A 21,002-nucleotide genomic window follows, 5' to 3' on the forward strand; every position below is an offset into this window, starting at 1 on the left:
TATTCAGAGGAGAAACACCCAGATGTCCGTGTTGAAGAACATCGCCGGGGCCCTCGCCCTCGGCACCGCGCTGAGCGGCGCGGCCATCGTGCTCGGTGGCGTCGCCACCGTCGGCACGGCCAGCGCAGCGACCGTTATGGGCGGATACATTCCTGCTCCGTCCGGCGGTGTCCGTTACGTCCGGCCGAGCTACAACCGCAACTACAACACCAACCGGCAGGCCCAGGGGCAGAAGGGCCGTAACAAGAACAAGAACAAGAACAAGAACAAGAACCACGAGTGGCAGCACGCTCGTCAGTCGGAGAACCAGAGCCAGTTCCTGCTGCGTGACTTCACGCTCGTCCTCACGCCGTTCCAGAAGTCGTCGAACGGCTCCGCCGCGGTTCCGTGGAACTCCCAGTGGTCGCAGAACTCCACGCTGCCGTACACCAACACCAGCGACTACAACCAGCTGCACAACCGGCCCTGGCAGGACCAGTCCTCGCAGGCCGACCCGCGCACGAACACGGCCACCCAGGTCAACCCGGAGGCCAAGACCAAGGATGTCGACATCGACGTCGACGCCGACATCAAGAAGAAGGAAGAGGAGAAGGAGAAGAAGAAGAAGGGCGGCTACTGGCAGGACGACTACGAGCGTCCGGGGTACACGCCCATCCCCTGATCCGTGGCGTCCTTCGCATGGCCGGGATGACCGGTCGCGCTGAGCCTCGGGCCGTCGGCCCGGCTGCCGGATAGATGTGCCCGTGCTCGCCTGGGGTGAAGTTTCGCGCCCCTCGTGAGCACGGGCACTGTTTCGTCTCCCCCATTTCGGCCGCTCTTCACCGCGCCCGCTCCCAGGGTTCGTCGTCCAGGCCCGGTTTCCCTCAGCCGCCGGCCTCCGGGGTTGTGCCCACCCACCCCACCCCAGGCGGAGCCCGCAGTCACGTCTCCCGGGCCGCCCGTGGGCCGCCACCGCCGGGCCCGGCCCGCCACGGCCGTGCTCCATGTCCCCTCGAAACGCCCCAAGGCCCTCTCCCGAGGCCCTCTCGCAAGGCCCCTCGAACGCGTCGCTTGAGACCGCGCGCCTCCCGGCTGCTCCCTCCTCGCAGGCCTGCCACCACGCTCGCGCCGCCGCTTCCGCGGATCCGGCACCCCACATTTAAATCGGACATTTCGGGACAAGTCGCCCTTTATTACTCTAAGTCGCACCATAAAGCTTTAATAGGCGATCAAAGGCTACAGAGGGGCGTTTGTCAGGTGACGCCGCCGGACATCAACGTATCGCAGGAACCCGGCCCACGGGGGCCATAGAGATATTTCTCTCGAATCTCCAAGTGAGAAATATCGAAGGATGCGGGGAATTCCAATCCTTTCAAGGGGGACAGCAATGCCCAAGTTCAAGAACGTTCTCGCCGGCCTCGCACTCGGCACCGCGATCGCCGGGGGCGCGATCGCCATGAGCGCCACGGCTGCGAGCGCCGGTTGTGGAGACGGCTTCTTCGGTATGGGCGGCATGCCCTGCAACAACAACAATTTCGTTCCCTTCAACTGTAACAATAACAACAACTGCCAGCCCTTCAACAACAACAACTGCAACAACAACAACTGGTGCAACAACAACCAGAACAACAACTTCTGGAACAACCAGAGCTTCTGGAACCAGAGCGCGTTCTGCGACAACCTCGACAGCGACTCCAACTTCGCCATCGTCGGCCCGTGCGCCACGATCGCCTTCAGCGACAAGACCAACCGCGAGAACAACTGGTTCAACAACGGCTGGTTCCAGAACAACAACTGGTTCAACAACAACCAGAACAACAACTGGTGCAACAACAACAACGACAACTTCTGCAACTGAGAAGGCGGGGCCGGCGACGGCCCGTGAGACGACCGCGCCGCTCGGAATCCTGCCAGGTGAAGGGATGACTGAAACGGCCGGTTACACCGTCCTCCACCGCCTTGACAGGAGAACGGCGCCCTGAGGCGCAGTCACGTTCCCACGGCGTCGAAAGCTCTGTGAGCACTCCACGCTCCGGGAACGGCCGTTCGATCCAGCAGAGACAAGGGCTCCGGCGAGACTCTCGCCGGAGCCCTGACTTTTTTCCCGTACGGCGGGGCAGGGCCCAGGGCCGCCCTCAGGCCGCGCAGCCCCCAGGTGACCAGCCTCAGACGCACAGCCTCAGGTGCGCAGCCGGAATCGACAGATTCGCGCACAGGTTCCGGACAGCGCACAGCCCTCCGGAACGCCGTTCCCGGCCCCGCCGGATGGGCCGCGGCCATGCGGCAGCGGAACGCGGGCGGGACGACGCTCACCATGCCCAGGAGCTCAGGCCGCCGCCCCCCGTTTTCGTCTCACCGCCGAGTTCCGAACGCGACCACCCCTGCCGGAAATCGGTCAATCGAGACATTTCTCTTCTAATGTCTCTAAGTCAGTTCATAAGAGTCTAACTAGTGATCAAAAGGCTTAGATGACCGTTTGTCGGGCCAGCCAGCTGGAAATCATGACAGCACAGGAAGTTGGGGCTCAATCAAGAGCCCAAAGGACATTTCTCTCAGAAATGCCCTAAACAAATTCAGGGATACTGAATCCTGTCAAGGGGGACACGAATGTCCAAGCTCCACAAGATCATCGCTGGTCTCGCGCTCAGCACCGCCGCCGCCGGCGGCGTGCTCGCCCTGGCCGCCGGTGCCGCCGTCGCCGACTCCAAGAACGTCGACGTGGACCGTCCCATCGTCAAGGACGGCCTGGCCAACGGCGTCGACGACAGCACGGGCGGCATCGCCCAGGGCAACCGGGGAATCGGCGAGCGCGGTGATCGGGAGAACGTCTTCCCTGTGTTCTTCAGCCCGAACAACAACAACAACTTCGACCGCAACAACCAGAACCAGGACTTCAACCAGAACGACAACAACAACTGGTGGAACAACCAGAGCTTCTGGAACCAGGGGGCCTTCGCCGACCGGCGCGACGACTTCTCCGGTTTCGGGCTCGTCGCCAAGGACGTCGCGATCGGCTTCCAGGACAAGACGAACAAGGACAACACCTGGTTCAACAACAACTGGTGGAACAACAACAACTGGTGGAACTGCAACGACAACAACTGGTGGAACAACAACAACAACGACCGCGTGAACTGAAAAGGCAGGTCCAGCGGCTCCTGCGAGACGATCGCGCCCGTTCCGCAAGGTGACGGATCCGGAGAACCTCCCACGAGGTCTCCAATCCCGGCACACGGACTGGCGCCGTTGAGTGCAGAGACACGTTCCTCGACCGGCCGGCCGCTCGCTCATCGAGCGACGGCGGCCTGAACGGGAACGGCCGTCAATCCTCCTACAGTGACAACCAAGGGCTCCGGCGGGAAGGTTCCGCCGGAGCCCTGCTCTTTCCCCTGACCACGGCCATCGCCGCCACTCACTTCCCTCTGCGGCCTTCCCTCCGTGGCCTTTCCACCGCCGGCGATCGCGACCGCTCCCCAACCTCCCCAACCTCCCCGACCTCCCCGACCTCCCCGACCCGCCCATCGACGGCAAACGCAGGTAAGTCGGCACCCCCGCTCACCGGACGTCAGGACGCGTCCGCGCCTGGGGGACAAATCGTACCTATCACTACATAAGGCGCATTATCCATCGAATCAAGCCTATACGCAGCTAATCATTAACTAAAAGCAGCAGACGTCAGTTTGTCGGGCCGCCCGGCAGGAAATCACCCTAGCGTCGGAAGCAAGGCTCAATAAGAGCCATGAAGAAATTTCCGCCCGCCGCAGGCGGGCGGGAAATACCGATAAACGCAGGGCAATTCGAAATCGAATCCTGTCAGGGAGGAACCATAATGCCCAACCTCAAGAAGATTTTCGCCGGGCTCGCGCTCAGCACCGCGGTCGTCGGCGGGGCCGTCGCCATGGGCGCCACGGCCGCCAGCGCCGACGACAACCCCTTCAAGAAGAACGACTTCTTCTTCAACAAGAACGAGGACCGCCCCATCGTCAAGGACGGCGCGGCCAACGGCGTCGACGACAGCACGGGCGGCATCGCCCAGGACAACAAGAAGGGGAACGACTTCCCGAACGCCTTCTTCCCGAACAACAACAACCCGCAGCGCAACGACCAGAACCACAACCTCAACGACCGCAACCAGAACAACTGGTGGGACACCAACAACTGGTGGGGTCAGAACCTCTACAAGGACGACCGCTCCGGGCACGACGCCTTCGGCCTCGTCGCCAAGGACGTCGCCTTCGGTTTCCAGGAGAAGGACGACCGCGACTTCAACTGGCTCAACAACAACTGGTGGGCCGACCAGAACTGGTGGGACCACAACAACAACGACTGGTGGAACCGCAACGACCGCGAGCGTAACAACAACAACCACAACAACAACCACAACAACGACGTCTGATCCGCGAGGCCTGACGCCTCGCGCGACACCGCGCCGTCCGGTCGGGTGACGGAAGCCGGTGGGCGGGACCGCTCACGCGTTCCTCTCCGCCAACGACCGGGGACGACGGCGCCGGTGAGTGCAGCCAGGTGTTTCCAGCGCATCCGCGCGCTGAGCGACAGGATGCCTGGAAACACCCTCCATCGGATGGCATGAGACAAGGGCTCCGGCGAGATCCTCGCCGGAGCCCTGACCGTTGCGCGCCCGATCCCGGCCCGCCACCTCACGGCCCGCCACCTCACGACGCGGTGGACCTCGCGCCGTCTCCCCCTCCCACGGCCCGCCGCCGCTCTCCCCCGGACACTGCTGAGAAAGGGACGAAGCGCACGAGAACCGGGGATTGGCAACACCGCACCGCGGACCAGGAGCCCGCCCTACCCCGGATCCCGCCCGAACGCGTCAGGCATGAACGTCGATCAGGTCAGCCGTCGCCTAACGTGGGGCGCCACAGCACAACGCCGGCCCAAATCCCCTCCCGCCGAGTTTGCCGGCAGGCCGCATCGGTAATTAAGACGCCACGGGCGATAGTCGGACATACAGGACATCTCCCGGGCATTTCCGGCAGTCCCTGGAAATGTCGCACTCGGGCACTCCATCCTTCGAGGAGGACCTCAATGCCCAAATTCCGGAACGTCATCACCAGCCTGGCGGTCGGGACGGTAATGACGGGCGGCGCGCTCGCCCTGAGCACCACCGCCGCTCACGCGGCCACCCCTAGCACCCCGACCATCTCCAGCAACTCCGGCCACGGCTGGGGTCACTGCGGACGTCGCGGCCGCGGCTGCCGTAACACGGCCGTCAACCGCAACGACTTCCGCTTCTTCAAGTTCAAGAAGGAGAAGAAGGTCCACCGCAGCAACGCGGCCTTCGCATCCGGTGACGCCGTCGTCGAGATCGACGGCGACGACGACGACTGACACTGACGGGTGACGCCCACCCGTACGGGGCCGTCAGCGTGAAGCCGCGGTGTCCGGGCCCGCCCTGATCACGCCTTCGCCGCCACCTCCATGTCGATCGGGCGGGCGGGTGAATCGGGCGGCCGGGCGAACGGACGGCCGAGAGTTGCGGCCCTGTACGGATCGCCCACTTCCGTACCGTGAAGTAAGCCCCGGCGGAATCGCCCGCCGGGGCTCCTCACAATAGGCCCGCAGGGTGCTCGGGCAGGGTCTAGGCCGAGCGGCGCGTCTTCCGCTTCTTGGGCGCCTTCTCCTCCTCGTCCGCGCCGTTCGACGCGGCCTTCTTGGCAGCGGTGCCGGAGGCGGCGGTCTTGGCCTTGGCGGCCCCGCCGGGCGACTTCGACTCGGCGGCGCCCTGACGCTCCCGCTTGGCCGCCTCGACGCTGGCCCGCAGCGCGGCCATGAGGTCGACGGCCGGCCCGGCCTCGGCCGGGACCTCGGGGGCGACGACCTCCTTGCCGGCCACTTTCGCCTCGATGACCTCCTGCAGCGCCTCCCGGTAGGCGTCCTTGTACTCGGTGGGGTCGAAATCCGCCACCATGGTCTCGATCAGGGACTCGGCCATCTTCAGCTCCTGGGGCCGTACGTCGACGTCCTCCTCCAGGAACCCGAAGTCGGCCTCGCGGATCTCGTCCGGCCAGAGCATGGTCTCCAGCACGAAGACGCCGTCCCGGACGCGGAGCGCGGCCAGCGACTCGCGCTGCCGCAGGGCGATCTTCACGACCGCCACCTGCCCCGACCGCTCCAGCGCGTCCCTGAGCAGCACGTACGGCTTCGCGCCCTGCCCGTCCGGCTCCAGGTAGTACGACTTGGCGAAGTAGATGGGATCGATCTGTTCCGCGGGGGTGAACTGCAGCACGTCGATCCTGCGGGAGCTGGTCAGCGGCAGGTCGGCGAAGTCCTCGTCGGTCAGCACGACCATCTCGCCGGTGGCGAGCTCGTACCCCTTGGCGATGTCGGAGTACGGCACCTCTTCCCCGTCGATCGAGCAGACCCGCTTGTACTTGACCCGCCCGCCGTCATCCCGATGCACCTGGTGGAACGCCACGTCCTTCTGTTCGGTCGCCGAATAGAGCTTCACCGGGATGGTGACCAGACCGAACGAGATCGCGCCTTTCCAGATGCTGCGCATAGCCACATTCTCGTCTCTGTGTTCGAACAACGCCATGGTGGGATTCAAGGGAGTTACCTCATGGGCAGGTACCCACTATGGCGGTGCCGTATCCGACCGCACCGATGCTCGCCATTCCCGGACAAGTCCCCTCCGCGGATCGCCGGCGATGTCCGGCGACCTCCTCCGCCTGATTGAGCCGCCCGAGATCGGGCAGAGCCCCTTCTCTGGCCGGCTGCCGAGGCGGATCCCCGGGAACGCCCGATGGATCCGGCCGAGGCGTGCGTGGCGACGAGATCGTCGCGGAGGTGCGGCGGGAGGGGCAGGGATGACGGAGAAGGTGCGGGTGAAGGTCGACGGTCGCCTGCTGGTCCTGACCAATCTGGACAAGGTGCTCTATCCCGACGCCGCGTTCACCAAGGCCGAGGTGATCGACTACTACACCCGGATCGCGCCGGTCCTGCTCCCGCACCTGAAGGGGCGTCCGCTCACGGTCAAGCGGTATCCGAACGGCGTCGACGGCCAGTTCTTCTTCGAGAAGAACGTGCCCGAGCACACCCCCGGGTGGGTCCGTACGGTGACCCTGCCCGCGCCGGGCAGCACCAAGAACCGCGAGGAGATCGACTTCGCGCTCGTGGACGACCTGCCCACGCTCGTGTACTACGCCAACCTGGCCGCCCTGGAGATCCACGTGCCCATGTGGCGGGTGGCCAAGGACGGGGAACCGCAGCCGCCCGACACCCTGGTCTTCGACCTCGACCCCGGCGCCCCCGCCACGATCGTCGACTGCTGCCGCGTCGCCGTCCTGCTGCGGCGGGCCCTGGCCGACGACGGCCTGCAAAGCCACCCCAAGACCAGCGGCCAGAAGGGCATGCAGGTCTACGTCCCCTGGGACCGCGGACCCGGCACGTCCGGCTATGCCAAGGCGCTCGCCCGGCGGATGCAGGCGGAGCATCCGTTCGTGACCAGCGTGATGGCGAAGAAGGAGCGGCCGGGCAAGGTCTTCATCGACTGGAGCCAGAACAATCCCGCCAAGACGACGGTCGCGCCGTACTCGCTGCGCGCCGCGCGCGGACCGACCGCGTCCACCCCCCTGCTGTGGGAGGAGGTCGAGGCGTGCGAGAGCCCGGACCAGTTGGTGTTCACGGCACCTGACGTGCTGGAGCGCGTGGCGGAACACGGAGACCTGTTGGGACCCCTCACCGCTTAGCCCGGCGGCCGCCCTGGCCGTAGTGTTGAACCTGTCGCAGCCGACCTTCGAACGGAAGGACAAGCAGATGGCCGAGATGGACCCCCTCGACGAGGTGGTCGGGGAGATCTCGATCGAGGCGCCGGAGGCCGACGCGGTCGAGCAGCACCAGCTCGTCAACGTGCCCGACGACCGGCGCTGGCCCGAGCACGTCCCGTTCGACGCCGACCCGGCCGACGTGACCGAACAGGAGCGCACGGTCGACCTCGACGACGAGGACTATCGCTGATCCGAGTTACCGACACGTAGGATGAGGCCCCGGGGCGGGAGCCCCCGATGCGCCTTGCAAGGAGACTGCCGTGACCGCTACCCCGGACGCCAAGCCCCGGGGCACCCGGCTACCCCGGATGGCCCGCCGCCGCCAGCTGCTGAGCGCGGCACAGGAAGTGTTCGTGGAGAACGGCTACCACGCGGCGGCGATGGACGAGATCGCCGAGCGGGCCGGTGTGAGCAAGCCGGTGCTCTACCAGCACTTCCCGGGCAAGCTGGAGCTGTATCTCGCGCTGCTGGACCTGCACGTCGACGACATGGTGACCCGGTGCCGGCAGGCGCTCGAGTCCACCACCGACAACAAGCAGCGGGTGCAGGCCGCCATCGGCGCCTTCTTCGACTTCGTCTCCAGCCAGGGCGAGGCCTTCCGGCTCGTCTTCGAATCCGACCTGCGCAACGTCGCGCCCGTACGGCAGCGCATGGAGCGTTCGTTGTACGAAAGCGCCGAGGCGATCAGCCGGGTGATCCAGGAGGACACCGGCTGCTCCAGCGACGAGGCGCACCTGCTCGGCGTCGGCCTGGTCGGCATGGCCGAGGTGAGCGCGCGTTACTGGCTGAGCAGCCACGGCTCGATTCCCAAGGAGGCGGCGACGCAGCTGATGGCGCGCCTGGCCTGGCGCGGCATCAGCGGTTTCCCCCGCACCGGCTGACCGGAATCCTGTTCGCTCCACGCGATCAAAGGGCTCGCCGTTCTCCGCGGGCGACGACGATGGGTAGGGACCCAGCCCTCGCGAAAGGGGAGCCCGATGGAAATAAAGATCGGCGTGCAGTCGGTGCACCGTGAGCTCGTCGTGGAGACCGACCTGTCGGCCGAGGATATCGAGGAGGAACTCCGCAAGGCGCTCGCCTCCGACCGGGGGGTCTTCTCGCTCACCGACACCAAGGGTCGCCGAGTGGTCGTCCCCGTCGCCTCGCTCGGATTCGTCGAGATCGGCGAGGACGAGACGCGCCCCGTCGGCTTCGGCGGGACGCTCTAGCGTTTCCCGGCCGAGGCAGGCCCGCCGGCGGCGCACCGATCAGGCGCGCCGCCGGAGTGGCTGGTCCTGTTGAATCCCTGCGCCGGGTGCCTCATTGATCGGCCGTCCGGATCGCGGCGGGCTCAGGTGCGCCCGTACCCGCATCCGCGGGGGCGGCGGGTGAGGTCCGCGCGATGGGGATCCCGCCTCCCGCTGATCGTCGGGCAGCCCGCGCTTTCTCTCCGCAACACCGCACGCGGAGTCCAGTTGTTCGGCCCACATCTCGTCAAGGAAGTGCCGTAGCGGCGCGAGGCCCTCATGCTCGCACCGTACATCCGTTTGGCGGGTGCGCGACCCACGAACGCCGGACCGGCCGGTGCGCGAACCGGACTCCCGGCCCCACCGGTCCCCGCCGTCACGGAAGACGGGCCAGGTCAGCGAAGCCGAGTGCGCCGGGCACCCGTGTCGCGGACGACCGCGACACGGTGAAGACCGCGGAGGAAGCCGTGCAGGCCGGCTAGGGCCCGGGCGTGAGGCCGAGGGCCGCCATCCGCTTGCCGTGCGCCTCGGTCAGCCTGGCGAACATCCGCCCGACCTCCGCCAGGTCCTCGCCCTCCTCGCCCACCAGCAGGGCGGCGAGTTGCGGCCGGGCGGCGGCGAGCCGCTGCCCCTGGCTCAGCGCCTCGCCAACCATGCGGCGTGCCCACAGCGCGAGGCGGCCGCACAGCCGGGGGTCGGCGTCCAGCGCGGCGCGCACCCGCTCCACCGCGAACTCCCCGCGGCTCTCGTCGGCCAGCACATCGTCCGCCAGGGCGCTGATCGAGGGAGTGGTGTGACGCGCCGCCTCACGGTAGAAGTCGCCCGCGATCCCCACGCCGACGTACGCCTTGATCAGCGCCTCGTACCAGTCCTTCGGCTTGGTCTGAGCGTGCCAGGCGTCGATCGCCTCCGTGAAGGGGGCCATCGCCTCCTCCGGTTCGACACCGAGCGAGGCCAGCCGATCCCGCAGCGCCCGGAAGTGCCCGTACTCGGTCGCGGCGACGTCCCCGAGGGCTGCCCTGTCGTTGAGCGTCGGCGCCAGCAGGGCGGCGTCCTCGGCCAGCCTGAGGAAGGCGGTGAGCTCGGCGTAAGCGAGAACGCCGAGCAGGTCCACAACCCCTGGAGAGGAATCACTCATGGGTGCAGCGTACGGCTCCCCGGCTCCCCCTCCGGTGCCGCGCTCGTCACCGGGCTCCCCTCGGCTCGCCGGGCGACACAGCAAGAGCTTTTAGCGAGAAGACGCAGAAATCGGTTCTGTGTTGTGGTATCGAGTAGACTGCTTCGTGGAAGTGCGACCGCACTGCGTGGATCAGTACGGTGTCGATCACCGTATCGATCCCTGTGTCGATCCGGGGCCACCCCCGGACCCCCAGGAACCACTGGATGCCGCGGTCGCTGATCACGATGAAGGCGCGACTGCCCGCGAGGACCCGGACCGGGGAGGATCTGCCGGCCGGATGTCCCGGAAGGCCGCCTTCGCATTGATTGAGGCAGGCCACGCTGACAACGACGTTCCGAGACCTGGGAGTCATCCCGGAGATCGCCGATGCGCTCGAGACCGAGGGCATCACTTCACCGTTCCCAATTCAGGAGATGGCGCTCCCGCTGGCGCTGGCCGGCCAGGACGTCATCGGACAGGCGCGCACCGGCACGGGCAAGACATATGCCTTCGGTGTCGCCATGCTCCAGCTCGTCGGCAAGCCGAGGAAGAACCGCAAGAAGCCACGCGGACTCGTCCTCGTCCCCACCCGCGAGCTGGCCCTCCAGGTGACCGAGGACCTGGTCCTCGCCGCCGGCAAGCTGGGCTCGCGCATTCTCACCGTGTACGGCGGGCGCGCGTACGAGCCGCAGATCGAGGCGCTCAAGGCCGGCGTCGACGTGATCGTCGGCACACCGGGGCGGCTGCTCGACCTGGTCAAGCAGAAGCACCTCGACCTCGGTCAGATCACCATGCTCGTCCTCGACGAGGCCGACCGCATGCTGGATCTCGGCTTCCTCCCGGACATCGAGCGGATCATCAAGCTCGTGCCCGAGGAGCGGCAGACCATGCTGTTCTCGGCGACCATGCCCGGCGAGATCGTCAACCTGTCCCGCCGCTACCTCACCCAGCCGACCCGGGTCCGGGCGGAGAGCAGCACGGCCGAGGCCGAGACGACCACGCTGACGACGCAGCACGTCTACCGCACGCACCGCATGGACAAGATCGAGATTGTGGCACGTCTGCTGCAGAGCAGGGGCGCCGGGCTCACGATGGTGTTCTGTGAGACCAAGCGGGCCTGCGACATGGTCGCCGAGCAGCTCAAGGACAAGGGCTTCGCGGTGGCGGCCGTCCACGGCGACCTCGGCCAGGGCCAGCGCGAGCAGGCGCTGCGGGCGTTCCGCAGCGGCAAGATCAACGTGCTGGTGGCGACCGACGTCGCGGCGCGCGGCATCGACATCGACGACGTCACCCACGTCGTCAACTACGACTGCCCGCAGGACGAGAAGGCCTACGTCCACCGGATCGGCCGTACCGGCCGGGCGGGCCGCACCGGCGTCGCGGTGACCTTCGTCGAGTGGACCGAGCTGACCCGCTGGAAGGTCATCAACAACGCCCTCTCGCTGGATTTCTCCGATCCCGTCGAGACCTATTCGAGCTCCCCGCACCTGTACGCCGACCTCGACATCCCCGAGGGGACCAAGGGCGTGCTGCCGCGCGCCCAGCGCTCCCGGGCGGGGCTGGAGGCCGAGGAGCTGGAGGACCTCGGCGAGACCGGGCGCTCCCGCTCCCGTGGCAAGTCCCGTCGCGGCGACGCCCGCGACAACACCGAGGAGCGCCGTGAGCGCCCCGCCCGCACCCGCGAGCGGCGGCGGACCCGTGGGGGACGCCTTCACGACGCCGACGGGCTCTCCTCCGGGGAGACCGAGGCGCCGGCTCCGGTGGAGACCTCCCTGGAAGGCCCTGTGGAGAGCCCTCTGGAGAGCCCTGTGGAGGCCCCTGCCGCCGAGGCCTCGCCGACGCGCCGTGGTCGCAGGGGCGCCAACACGGCGGCCCTGAGCGACGCGCTGGCCGACGCCGAGGCCGTACGGCCCCGTCAGGACGGCACGGAGGCCGGTGTGGAGGGCGGCGTGGAGGACCACGCCGAGGCTCCGGTGAGCGGGGAGGCCACGCGGCCCGGTGACGGGCCGGAGCCGGAGGCGGCACCCGCCCGCAGGACCACCCGCCGCGGAACGCGCGCCGCGGACACCGCCGGCCGGGCGCTCCCGGAGGAGCCGGCGGAGGATCGCCCGGCCCGCCGCCGCAGGACCCGCGCCGCGGACACCGCCGACCAGGCGCTCGTGGCGCGGGAGCCGGCCGTGGAAGCGCTCGCGAGCGAGGTCGCCGACGACGAACCGGTCGAACGGCCGGCCGCGAAGGCGGAGCCGGAACAGGAGCGGATCATCCCGGCCAGCCCGTTTATGATCATTTTCAAGTCTCCCGACCTCGCGACCGATGACGACGATCCCGCGCCGTCCGCCGCGAGCGAGCGCGCCCAGCAGCGGCGCCGCCCGCCCCGGCCGCGGCCTCGCCGTACGGGGTGACGGGCCGGCACGGGCCCGCTCGTCGATGAGCACGACCGCAAGGGCAGGGAGGGCACCGGGCGACCGGCGCTCTCCCTGCGCCGTGTTTGGGGGCCGCCTCGCCCCGCAGTGGGTATGACCTGGACAGGAGGCATGCGCAATGACCGTCCGAAACCGGCGTAGTCACTTCGACAGTGTCACCGGGATCTTCCCTGGGTATCGTGATGCCACGTGAGTGAGCGAGCCTTCAGCAGACGGTCCAGGACGTGGGGCCGGTCAGGCCCATCGATTCCCGGGATCCGGGGTGAGGTGGAGGAGGCCTCGTGAGCACGCCACGGTTCCTGACCCTTCCCCCGGGTGTCAGCAGTGAGCAGATCGAGACGCCGCTGGGATCGTTCGCGGCCCTCGAAGCGCTTCCGGTCAGCGGTGTCCCCGAGCGCTGGCCTGCCCTTCTCGTCCCCGGTTTCACCGGGTCGAAGGAGGACTTCATCGCCGTGCTGCAGACGCTGGCGCAGGCCGGCCGCAAGGTGATCGCGGTGGACATGCGCGGGCAGTACGAGACGCCGGGCCCGGACGATCCGGCGGCGTACACCTGCGGGGCCCTCGGCGCGGACATCGAGGCGATCGCGGCGGAGGTGGGCCAGGGTGAGCCCGTCCACCTGCTGGGGCACTCCTTCGGCGGGCTGGTCGCCCGGGAGGCGGCGCTGAACGACGCCGCCAAGCTCGCCTCGCTGACGCTCATGAGCTCGGGGCCGGCGGGCATCGTCGGGCCGCGGGAGCGAATGGGCCGGGTCATGCTGGCCGAGCTTCCGGAGTACGGCCTCGAGTACATGTGGTCGAACAGGATGGAGCCCGACGCGCTGGCCGCGGGCATCCCCGATGACATCGTCGCGTTCCTGCGCAAGCGGCTGCTCGCCAATCATCCGGCCGGTCTCCTCGCCATGGCGGAGGAGGTCCTGGACGCCCCCGACCGCTGTGCGGAGCTGGCCCGGTGCGGGCTCGACCTCCTGGTCCTGTACGGCGAGCACGACGACGGCTGGCCGCCGCCGCTGCAGGCCGAGATGGCCCGCCGGCTCGACGCGGAGTGCGTCGTGGTTCCGGGGGCGCTCCATTCGCCGGCCGTCGAGGCCCCCGAGACCACCGCGGCGGCTCTGACCCGCTTCTGGAACGCGGCGGAGAGCCGGCTGCTCCAGCACCAGCATGGATGACCCGGTCGCCATGCCCGGCAACGGCGGCCCGACCGTCCAGCCTCCCGAGTCCGTGACGTGGCTGGTCCACGTCGACCGGACCATGTGGGTGGCCGGCGTACGCGGCCTGATGCTGCAGGCCCTGCATCCGCTGGCGATGCGGGGCGTGTGGCAGAACTCCAACTTCCGGGAGGACCCCTTCGGGCGGCTGCGCCGTACCGCCGACTTCGTGGGCCGCGTGACGTACGGCAGTCCGGAGGAGGCCGAGGCGATCGGCAGGCGGGTGCGTGCGATCCATCGGGCCCTGCGTATCCGCGACCCCGACACGGGCAGGACGCACCGGGTGGACGACCCCGAGCTGCTGCTGTGGGTCCACTGCGCGGAGGTCATGTCCTACCTGGAGGTCGTCCGCCGCGCGGGCGCCCCGATCACCGACCGGCAGGCCGACCGGTACCTCGCCGAGCAGCGGCACAGCGCGACGTACGTCGGGCTCCATCCTGACGACGTGCCCGGCTCGGTCGGCGAGATGAACGACTACTTCACCCGGATGCGGCCCCTCCTGCGGGTGATCCCCGAGTCCGCCGCCGCCGTGCGGTTCCTGCTGTGGCCGCGGCTGCCGGACAACATGCGCCTGCTGTCCCCGGCTAAGCCGATCTACTTCCCGTTCGGCGCGCTCTGCTACTACACGCTCCCCGGCTGGGCCCGCCGCCTGTACGGCGCGCTGCCCGAGGTGCCGCAGATCACGGTCACGGCGGCGTTGCGCGCCTTCCGGCTGACCATGAACACCATTCCCGACTTCGTGCACCAACGGGTGCTGGACGAGGGCACGAGGGCCATGCTGCAGGCCTCACGCGAGCGCCTGGGCGCCGCCGGGTACGACGTCGGCAAGGGCCTCAGGGCCCTGGTCGATCGTCGCCACCACCACCCCGCCGCCCCCTCACCACCACCGTGATCGTGTAGTTTCCGCGCACGATCACGCGCGAGGGGGGAGCTCCTGACTCTCGTGGCCGGCGAGGCCGTCCCAGGGGAGCCGGTCGGGGGATACGGCGCGACCCTCCGGGCAGTGGCGGCGGAAGTCGCACCAGGAGCAGATAGGGCCCGGTTCTGGCGGGAACAGCCGGTCGATCTCGGGCGGCACCGCGGGCGCCCGCGTGCCCTCCTCCCGCCGCGGGGCCGGCACGGCGCCCTTCGCGGGCCCGGCCCATGCGCGGTAGGCGTCGTCGGCGTCGGCCGCCTCCGTCGCGATGTCCTCGGCCCTGCGCAGGTGGCGGGCGAGAGACTCGTCGGTGTGCTCCCACTCCGCGACCGTCCCGGTGGGCAGGTGGTGCAGCTCCACGCGGCGGCAGGGCCTGCGCATCATGCGGGACGAGGCGATCGCGTAGACGGCCAGCGCGATGGAGGAGCGGGCGTCGTCGGAGGTCGAAGGCCGGCGTCCGGTCTTGTAGTCGACCACGACGAGTTCGTCCCCGCGCCGGTCGAGCCGGTCGACGCGGCCGGAGACGGCGATGACCGACGTACGCGTGGCGACGGTGCGCTCGACGCCCACCGGCTCGTCTCCCGGGTCGAGCGTGGCGACGTAGGAGGAGACCATCTCACGCGCCCGGTCCCGCCACGCGGCCGACTGCTCCTCGTCTCTGAACCCCTCGCGGATCCAGCCGTTGGTGAGCAGCACGGCCGCCATCACCGGCGTACGCCGGTCGTACGGCTCCCGCCACCACGCGGCCAGCGCGTTGTGGACGGAGGCCCCCACGCTGTTGTGCGCCCACGGGGGCCCCTTCTGCGGAGCGGGCCGGTCGAGATAGGTGAAGCGGTAGCGACGCCGGCAGTCGAGCCAGGTGTTCAGGCGCGACGGGGTGCAGGTGTAGAGCCGCCTCGGCATGCCGTCGAGGCCGAGCTGCTCCACGGCCCTACTCGTCGAGGTTCAGCGTGATGCCGGACGCCGCGGTGCCGTCCACGAGCGGCATCGCCGGGTCGGCCTCCTGGGCGCCGGTCAGCGACCCCGACAGCCAGCGGTCGAACTCGGGCTCCAGGTCGCCGATCTTGCCCTCCTCGCCGTGCGCGGGCAGCACCCTCGTCTCGTGCGGCAGCGTGAACAGCCGCTCGCCGATCGAGGTGAGCTGGTCGGCGAGCGCGGGGTACTCCCCGCCGAGCTTGCCGGGGCCGTCCATGAGCAGGGTCTTGCCGGTGAAGACCGCGCCGAGGCCCTCGCAGTAGAGCGAGACCCCGCCCGGCGTGACACCCGGCGTGGAGAGCACCTCCAGCTCGACGTCGGCCACGGAGAACAGTCCCTCGTCCTCCATGTCGATGTCGGGCCAGGTCTCCTCCCAGGTCTGCCGCCACAGGCGCTTGTCCTTGGGGTGCACCGCGATCACGGCCTCGTCCCTGGCCGCCACCTCGATCGCGGCGCCCACGTGGTCGGGCAGGCCGTGGGTGCAGATGACGGCGAGGACCTCGCGGTCGCCGACCTTCTCAAGGATCTTGTCGGCGTCCCGCGCCGGATCGATGACGATCACCTCGTCGTCGTCGCCCACGATCCAGGTGTTGTTCTCGACCTTGTGCTCGTCGCCCTCGATGTCCACCAGGCCCGAGCTCACCACTCGTTCGATACGCGCTGTCACGGCTCAGAACCTTACTATCCCTCTCCGTCCAAACGCGGCGAGAAGGCGCCGAAGGGCAGGTCGAGCGCCTGGTCCTGGTCCCGCAGGTCGCGCAGCGACAGGTTGGCCAGCGCGATGAAGCAGCCGGCCTCGACCGGCCAGGCGACCGTCCACAGCCAGTTGCCGAGGGCCTCGCCCACGTAGACGGCCCGGTCCCCCGGCACTCCCCGCCCCGCGCACCACAGCGCCGTCGGATGGCCACGCGCGTCGATCTTGGCGTGCGGCGGCCCGGCGTCGAAGCCCGCGCCGGGGTCCGGGCCCGGCAGCCCGGCGTACGCGGCGCCGAGACCGATGCCGGGTTCTTCCGCGATGAGGAGCATGTCGGCGGGACCGTGGGTGACCGACGGGCCGGCGAGCGCGACGACGCTCGCCCTGACACCGGTGCGCTCGTCACCCACCTCGGCGAAGCCGGTCACCAGCCATCCGGAAGGGAGCGGCCACGGGAGCCAGACGGGCACCCTGGCCGCCTCGCACAGGGCCTCCAGAGCGGCCTGCGAGGGCCGCCGGGGCGGCTGGAGGGGCAGGACGTCCCCGTGGGCGTCACAACGCCAGGAACTCGACCAGACGTTAGGTTCGTGCAGCGGCCCGAAGCACCGCGGACAAGTTGGCGCGGTTCTCACAAATATTCACGGTGCTTCCGTGATGTCCATACGTCAAGAGTCTGCCCGTTATCTAGTCGTAATCTTGGTGATGTGCGGTGCATCAGATGTGTGGGGGCGATCGTCGCCGACGCCGAGGGGCGTCTCCTGCTGGTGCGGCGGGGCCGCCCTCCCGGCGAGGGGCTGTGGTCGCTGCCGGGCGGCAGGGTCGAGCCCGGCGAGACCGATGAGCAGGCGCTGCGCCGCGAGCTGCGCGAGGAGACCGGCCTCGACGTCACCGTCGTGCGGCTCGCGGGAACCGTGCTGCGGCCCGCTCCCGGCGGCGCGACATACGAGATCCACGACTACGTCGCGACGGCCTCGGGCGTGCCGGTCGCCGGGGACGACGCCGCCGACGCCGGCTGGTGGGCGCCGTCCGATCTGGCACGGCTCCCGTTGACCGACGGCCTCGCCGACGCCCTCACCGCATGGGGGATCATCGCCGTGTGACCGTGCTGCGCCAGATCGTCAAATGATCATCGGCGGACCCGGCCGATCTGCCGACGGCCACGACCCTGTCACCGGACACCGCCACCGCCCCCAGCCACTGCGATCCCTGACCGCCGAGGCCGTCCTGGGTGAGCGCCTGGCGCGACCAGTCGACTCCGTTCTCGGAGACCCAGGCCGCGCTGTCGCCCTCACCGTCCTCCGCCGACGACCGGTGTGATCCGACGGCGACCAGTCCCCGCCCGGTCGCGGTGACGTCGAGCACCGAGGCGGCGGCGTCGGCGGGCAGCGTGCCGTACTCCCAGCTCGCGCCGTCGTCGGTGGACAGCGCGGAGAACGGGCGGGGGCCGTCCTCGGTCATCGCGGTGCCGACGACCACCACGCCGGCCTCGGTCACGGCCACGTGGCGCAGCCCGGCCGAGGTCGCGTCCGGCGGCAGGATCCGGCCGCGCGCGTTCCAGTTGAGCCCGTCGGAGGAGACCCAGGCCACTCCCGTCTCGCGGTCGGCGGTGCCGGACCCGCCGACCGCCATGAACCCGTGGGGCGTCGCCGTGACGTCGTGCAGGCGCACGCCCGCCCCTCCGGCCGGCATGCTGCCCGGCGCGGAACGGGTGAACCGCTTGAGGTCGGGGCTGAACCACAGGGCGGGCAGCGTCCCGGTCGCGGACCGGTCCTCCCCCGCCAGGACGTAGCCCTTCGGCCCGGCGGCCACCACGCCCGGCGCGAGCAGGAAGTGGCCCGCGGGCACCTCGATCGCGGGACCGGGCCGCCAGCTCTTCCCGTCGGCCGAGGTGACCAGCAGCGGCCGGGTCACCGCCGGGTCGGTCGTCGTGCTGCCGACGGCCAGCCATCCCCTGGGTCCGTGCGCCACGCCGCCGAGCGCCTGGCGTCCCGGCCCGCCCAGCAGGTCGGGGAACGCCGCGTCCTTCCAGTTGGCTCCGTTGTTGCCGCTCGTCCAGATCGCGGCGTCGCCGTTGGCCGAGCCCACGGCGACGAACGCGCCTCCGGCGGCGGCGACGTCCGCGATGTCCCTGGCCATCCGGTTGAGTCCGGCGATCCCCTTGAGCGGCACGGCGCGGGCCGCCTCGCCTTTCCCCGCGGTGATCAGCACGGGCAGGTTCTCGACGTCGCCCGGCCCGCGCTTGTCGCCGCCCGCCACGAGGACCCCGGCGTCGGTGACGGCCAGCCCGCGCAGCGTCCCGGGGATGTCGCCGAGGTCGGCGCTCCTGGTCCACTTGTGCCCGTCCTGGCTGGTGTAGACGGCGTACCGTTCCCAGGCCGACTCGGCGACCGCCGCGACACCCGCCGCCGACGCGGCCAGGCCGCGCACGCCCGTCCCCTCCGCGCCGAGCGGCCCGATCGTGCCGCACTGGGTCCATTCGGCGCCCTCCGGGGAGCAGTAGACCCGGACCTCGCCGCCGTCCGACTTCTGCCGGGTCGGCACGAGCACGAAGCCCTTGCCGGTGGCGGCCAGCGCGCCGGGCTCCGGCCGTACGCCCGCCAGGGCCGCGGCCGTACGCAACCAGGTGCGGCCGCCGTCGTCGGAGCGAAGGACGATCGAGGTCGAGTCGCCGGAGCCCTGGTTGTCGGAGCCCTGGTTGTCGGAGCCCGCGTCGGCCAGTGCCACCACCCGGTCGCCTCGGGCGGCCACCGCCCGCATGGTGCGGACCTTGTCGGGGGTGCCGATCTGGTCGGTGTCCACCCTCGTCCAGCCGACGCCGTCGCGTGACGTCCAGGCGACCGGGCCCGCCGTGCCGTCACGCAGGGTCGTGGCGCCCACGGCCAGGAAACCGGTCGCGGTCCGCGCCACGTCGGTGATCCTGTCCTGGCTCCAGAACGCGGTCAGCCTGGCGGGGTCCACCGCCGTCCAGGACCGGCCGTCGGAGGAGACCCACATGCCGCGCGAGGCCGGGCCCACGGAGCCGGGCGCGTCGGTTCCGACGGCGAGCCAGCGGCCGTCGCCGCCCGCGACCCTGCCGACCGCACCGGGCGCGGACTCGTACCCCGGAGCGTCGGCCACCCGGCCCGTCTGCCAGTGCTCACCGCCGTCGGCGGACACGAGGAACAGCGGCCGGGCGAGAGGGCTCGTCGTGTCGCTGCCCGCCGCCACCACCGTCGCGCCGTCCGCCGCGAACGCGTTGAGCACCTGGCTGGAGCCGTTGCCCGGCAGGCCGGGCGCGGAGAACGCCGCGTCGCCCGACTGGCCGTCGCCGGCGGCGAGGCGCAGCCCGGCCGTGGACGGGCCGCCGGTCCACCACCTGACGACGGCCACGCCCAGCGCGGCGGCCGCGACGAGGACCACGGCGACCACCGCCGCGGGAACCAGCCGGGGAAGCCGTACGGGTAACCGGGGGGAGAACCGCCGGACCGGCAGCACCCGCCTGTGGCGGCGTCCGCCGCCCGGCCGGGGCGGGCCGGCGGCCACGAGCACGTCGCGCCGGGCCGGACGGCCCCCGGGCGGGCGCCCGATGCGCTCGACCGGCTCATCCTGGCGGCTCCCCGGCCCCCCCTCGTGCTCGGGCCCGTGCTCGGGCTCGGGCTCGACCGGAATCTCGGGGCTCATGCGGATGCCGCCGGACTCCCCGGCCTCACGCGGCTCCGCGGGCTCGTACGGCCACCCGAGGCCGTGACGCGAGGCGGGCTCGGGCGGCGTGTGCGCCCAGACGTGCTCCCCCCGCTCGCCGCGATCCTGATCGTCGCGTTCCTGATCGCCGCGTTCCTGATCGCCGGGGGCCTGCTCGCGCAGCGGCCTCGACAGGGGAGTGTCGATCTCGGGGGCGCCCGGCCCGTCCGGGTTCTCCCGCGGAATCTGGGCACGCCTCGGCCGGGGCGGGCCGGAGGCGACCAGCTTGTCCGGCCGGTTCACGATCCGGCGGGGCCGGCCCTCCTCATGCGGCGGGGGCGCCGCCTCCCCCGCCGACCTGGCACCCTCGCCGTGCCAGGTCGTGGAGGTGGGCGCGGGGCCGGGCGGCCCCGCGTCGCCCGGCTCACCGGGATCTCCGGGACTTCGTGGGGTGGAGCGGCTGTGGCGCGGTTCCGGCGTCCCCTGCTCCCCTGTTCCGTGCTCCCCTGTTTCGTAGGGCGCCGCGTACGGCCTGCGCCCGGCCCGGGGACCGCGGTCGCGTGGGTCGTCCGTCGTGGGGCGCGGCGCCCAGGCGTCCGGCGCGGCGGACGGGTCCGCGGGCCGATCCCGGCCGCCGCCCGGCTGGCCGCCGCGTAAGTCCGGGCCGCGTAAGTCCGGGTCGTGTAAGTCCGGGCCGCCCGCGTCCTCGGGTACGGCGTCCTCAGGTATGGGGGCGGCGAACGGAGGCAGCGCCCACGGTGACGGGGCGGGCGGCCGGTGGTGCAGCTCCGGCGGGGGCAGGGAGGCGGACGGGGGCGTGGGAGGGGTCGCCGCAGGGCGTCGCGACTCCCGCGCACCCGGCGCGTCCTGCTCGTCGGCGGCGCGCCGGCGGTCGCGCTCGTGGGGGCCCGAGGCCACGGTCAGTACCTCCTCCCCGGAGGGGTCGATCCGGACCGTTCCACCTGTGGTACGGCA

19 protein-coding genes are annotated in these 21,002 nt (G+C 70.2%); 13 read left to right on the forward strand and 6 right to left on the reverse strand.

What is annotated here, in order from left to right; translation table 11 throughout:
* Positions 1 to 22 precede the first annotated feature (22 nt).
* The 5 genes from ACQPZZ_RS34595 (at position 23) to ACQPZZ_RS34615 (ending at position 5,331) form a co-directional block, all read left to right on the forward strand.
* Positions 23 to 661 carry a hypothetical protein gene (locus ACQPZZ_RS34595; RefSeq protein WP_432926044.1) on the forward strand — a complete coding sequence of 213 codons (639 nt, stop codon included), beginning with the start codon at positions 23 to 25 and terminating at the stop codon, positions 659 to 661.
* Between the two features lie 705 nt (positions 662 to 1,366).
* The gene (locus ACQPZZ_RS34600) at positions 1,367 to 1,837 is read left to right on the forward strand and encodes a hypothetical protein (RefSeq protein ID WP_432926046.1); all 471 of its coding nucleotides are present in this window, start codon (positions 1,367 to 1,369) and stop codon (positions 1,835 to 1,837) included.
* 749 nt (positions 1,838 to 2,586) lie between these two features.
* Positions 2,587 to 3,117 (forward strand): hypothetical protein, encoded by a 531-nt coding sequence (locus ACQPZZ_RS34605; protein ID WP_432926048.1) that lies wholly within the window; start codon positions 2,587 to 2,589, stop codon positions 3,115 to 3,117.
* 691 nt (positions 3,118 to 3,808) lie between these two features.
* Positions 3,809 to 4,375 (forward strand): hypothetical protein, encoded by a 567-nt coding sequence (locus tag ACQPZZ_RS34610; RefSeq protein WP_432926050.1) that lies wholly within the window; start codon positions 3,809 to 3,811, stop codon positions 4,373 to 4,375.
* A 653-nt stretch (positions 4,376 to 5,028) separates the two neighbouring features.
* The gene (locus ACQPZZ_RS34615) at positions 5,029 to 5,331 is read left to right on the forward strand and encodes a hypothetical protein (RefSeq protein WP_432926052.1); all 303 of its coding nucleotides are present in this window, start codon (positions 5,029 to 5,031) and stop codon (positions 5,329 to 5,331) included.
* A gap of 250 nt (positions 5,332 to 5,581) precedes the next feature.
* Here the strand turns inward: ACQPZZ_RS34615 and ACQPZZ_RS34620 are convergent, their stop codons facing one another.
* A complete protein-coding gene (locus tag ACQPZZ_RS34620) occupies positions 5,582 to 6,502 on the reverse strand; it encodes a Ku protein (protein ID WP_432926054.1) in 921 nt (306 codons plus the stop codon).
* 307 nt (positions 6,503 to 6,809) lie between these two features.
* On the opposite strand from ACQPZZ_RS34620, the gene ligD reads away from it, so the two are divergent.
* The 4 genes from ligD to ACQPZZ_RS34640 all read left to right on the forward strand — a co-directional run bounded on the left by ligD (position 6,810) and on the right by ACQPZZ_RS34640 (position 8,977).
* Complete coding sequence (gene ligD, locus ACQPZZ_RS34625) at positions 6,810 to 7,691, forward strand: non-homologous end-joining DNA ligase (protein WP_432926057.1); 882 nt, start codon at positions 6,810 to 6,812, stop codon at positions 7,689 to 7,691.
* A 67-nt stretch (positions 7,692 to 7,758) separates the two neighbouring features.
* Positions 7,759 to 7,959: a hypothetical protein gene (locus ACQPZZ_RS34630; RefSeq protein ID WP_363646943.1), complete on the forward strand. Its 201-nt coding sequence runs from the start codon at positions 7,759 to 7,761 to the stop codon at positions 7,957 to 7,959.
* Positions 7,960 to 8,029: 70 nt separating this feature from the next.
* Positions 8,030 to 8,650 carry a TetR/AcrR family transcriptional regulator gene (locus tag ACQPZZ_RS34635; protein WP_363646944.1) on the forward strand — a complete coding sequence of 207 codons (621 nt, stop codon included), beginning with the start codon at positions 8,030 to 8,032 and terminating at the stop codon, positions 8,648 to 8,650.
* A 96-nt stretch (positions 8,651 to 8,746) separates the two neighbouring features.
* Positions 8,747 to 8,977, forward strand: a complete 231-nt coding sequence (locus ACQPZZ_RS34640; RefSeq protein ID WP_363646946.1) for a DUF3107 domain-containing protein — start codon at positions 8,747 to 8,749, stop codon at positions 8,975 to 8,977.
* A gap of 496 nt (positions 8,978 to 9,473) precedes the next feature.
* Here the strand turns inward: ACQPZZ_RS34640 and ACQPZZ_RS34645 are convergent, their stop codons facing one another.
* Positions 9,474 to 10,133 (reverse strand): ferritin-like fold-containing protein, encoded by a 660-nt coding sequence (locus tag ACQPZZ_RS34645; RefSeq protein ID WP_432926060.1) that lies wholly within the window; start codon positions 10,131 to 10,133, stop codon positions 9,474 to 9,476.
* Positions 10,134 to 10,588: 455 nt separating this feature from the next.
* On the opposite strand from ACQPZZ_RS34645, the gene ACQPZZ_RS34650 reads away from it, so the two are divergent.
* The 3 genes from ACQPZZ_RS34650 to ACQPZZ_RS34660 all read left to right on the forward strand — a co-directional run bounded on the left by ACQPZZ_RS34650 (position 10,589) and on the right by ACQPZZ_RS34660 (position 14,674).
* Complete coding sequence (locus ACQPZZ_RS34650) at positions 10,589 to 12,556, forward strand: DEAD/DEAH box helicase (RefSeq protein ID WP_432926062.1); 1,968 nt, start codon at positions 10,589 to 10,591, stop codon at positions 12,554 to 12,556.
* Positions 12,557 to 12,858: 302 nt separating this feature from the next.
* Positions 12,859 to 13,743, forward strand: coding sequence for an alpha/beta fold hydrolase (locus ACQPZZ_RS34655; RefSeq protein WP_432926064.1), 885 nt, complete (start codon positions 12,859 to 12,861; stop codon positions 13,741 to 13,743).
* Entirely contained in the window at positions 13,736 to 14,674 is a 939-nt protein-coding gene (locus ACQPZZ_RS34660) for an oxygenase MpaB family protein (RefSeq protein WP_432926066.1), read from the forward strand. Before ACQPZZ_RS34655 ends, ACQPZZ_RS34660 begins: the two co-directional genes overlap by 8 nt.
* Positions 14,675 to 14,695: 21 nt before the next feature.
* Here the strand turns inward: ACQPZZ_RS34660 and ACQPZZ_RS34665 are convergent, their stop codons facing one another.
* The 3 genes from ACQPZZ_RS34665 to ACQPZZ_RS34675 are packed head-to-tail and all read right to left on the reverse strand — an operon-like array spanning position 14,696 to position 16,999.
* Positions 14,696 to 15,625, reverse strand: coding sequence for a RecB family exonuclease (locus ACQPZZ_RS34665; RefSeq protein WP_432926068.1), 930 nt, complete (start codon positions 15,623 to 15,625; stop codon positions 14,696 to 14,698).
* A 4-nt stretch (positions 15,626 to 15,629) separates the two neighbouring features.
* Complete coding sequence (locus ACQPZZ_RS34670) at positions 15,630 to 16,340, reverse strand: MBL fold metallo-hydrolase (protein ID WP_363646952.1); 711 nt, start codon at positions 16,338 to 16,340, stop codon at positions 15,630 to 15,632.
* Positions 16,341 to 16,354: 14 nt separating this feature from the next.
* Positions 16,355 to 16,999 (reverse strand): DUF6758 family protein, encoded by a 645-nt coding sequence (locus ACQPZZ_RS34675; protein ID WP_363646953.1) that lies wholly within the window; start codon positions 16,997 to 16,999, stop codon positions 16,355 to 16,357.
* A gap of 72 nt (positions 17,000 to 17,071) precedes the next feature.
* On the opposite strand from ACQPZZ_RS34675, the gene ACQPZZ_RS34680 reads away from it, so the two are divergent.
* Entirely contained in the window at positions 17,072 to 17,467 is a 396-nt protein-coding gene (locus ACQPZZ_RS34680; protein WP_363646954.1) for an NUDIX hydrolase, read from the forward strand.
* Here ACQPZZ_RS34680 and ACQPZZ_RS34685 read toward each other — a convergent pair.
* Positions 17,454 to 20,945, reverse strand: coding sequence for a hypothetical protein (locus ACQPZZ_RS34685; RefSeq protein ID WP_432926071.1), 3,492 nt, complete (start codon positions 20,943 to 20,945; stop codon positions 17,454 to 17,456). The two genes, ACQPZZ_RS34680 and ACQPZZ_RS34685, sit on opposite strands and share 14 nt — an antisense overlap.
* Positions 20,946 to 21,002 lie beyond the last annotated feature (57 nt).

Source organism: Microbispora sp. CA-135349, assembly GCF_050947365.1.
Lineage (GTDB): Bacteria > Actinomycetota > Actinomycetes > Streptosporangiales > Streptosporangiaceae > Microbispora.

What these genes read in the sequence shown, in the direction of transcription:
- ACQPZZ_RS34595 (WP_432926044.1), top strand. Translation starts at nt 23, where the DNA reads ATGTCCGTGTTGAAGAACATCGCCGGGGCCCTCGCCCTCGGCACCGCG.
- ACQPZZ_RS34600 (WP_432926046.1), top strand. Translation starts at nt 1,367, where the DNA reads ATGCCCAAGTTCAAGAACGTTCTCGCCGGCCTCGCACTCGGCACCGCG.
- ACQPZZ_RS34605 (WP_432926048.1), top strand. Translation starts at nt 2,587, where the DNA reads ATGTCCAAGCTCCACAAGATCATCGCTGGTCTCGCGCTCAGCACCGCC.
- ACQPZZ_RS34610 (WP_432926050.1), top strand. Translation starts at nt 3,809, where the DNA reads ATGCCCAACCTCAAGAAGATTTTCGCCGGGCTCGCGCTCAGCACCGCG.
- ACQPZZ_RS34615 (WP_432926052.1), top strand. Translation starts at nt 5,029, where the DNA reads ATGCCCAAATTCCGGAACGTCATCACCAGCCTGGCGGTCGGGACGGTA.
- ACQPZZ_RS34620 (WP_432926054.1), bottom strand. Translation starts at nt 6,502, where the DNA reads ATGCGCAGCATCTGGAAAGGCGCGATCTCGTTCGGTCTGGTCACCATC.
- ligD (WP_432926057.1), top strand. Translation starts at nt 6,810, where the DNA reads ATGACGGAGAAGGTGCGGGTGAAGGTCGACGGTCGCCTGCTGGTCCTG.
- ACQPZZ_RS34630 (WP_363646943.1), top strand. Translation starts at nt 7,759, where the DNA reads ATGGCCGAGATGGACCCCCTCGACGAGGTGGTCGGGGAGATCTCGATC.
- ACQPZZ_RS34640 (WP_363646946.1), top strand. Translation starts at nt 8,747, where the DNA reads ATGGAAATAAAGATCGGCGTGCAGTCGGTGCACCGTGAGCTCGTCGTG.
- ACQPZZ_RS34645 (WP_432926060.1), bottom strand. Translation starts at nt 10,133, where the DNA reads ATGAGTGATTCCTCTCCAGGGGTTGTGGACCTGCTCGGCGTTCTCGCT.
- ACQPZZ_RS34650 (WP_432926062.1), top strand. Translation starts at nt 10,589, where the DNA reads ATGGCGCTCCCGCTGGCGCTGGCCGGCCAGGACGTCATCGGACAGGCG.
- ACQPZZ_RS34660 (WP_432926066.1), top strand. Translation starts at nt 13,736, where the DNA reads ATGGATGACCCGGTCGCCATGCCCGGCAACGGCGGCCCGACCGTCCAG.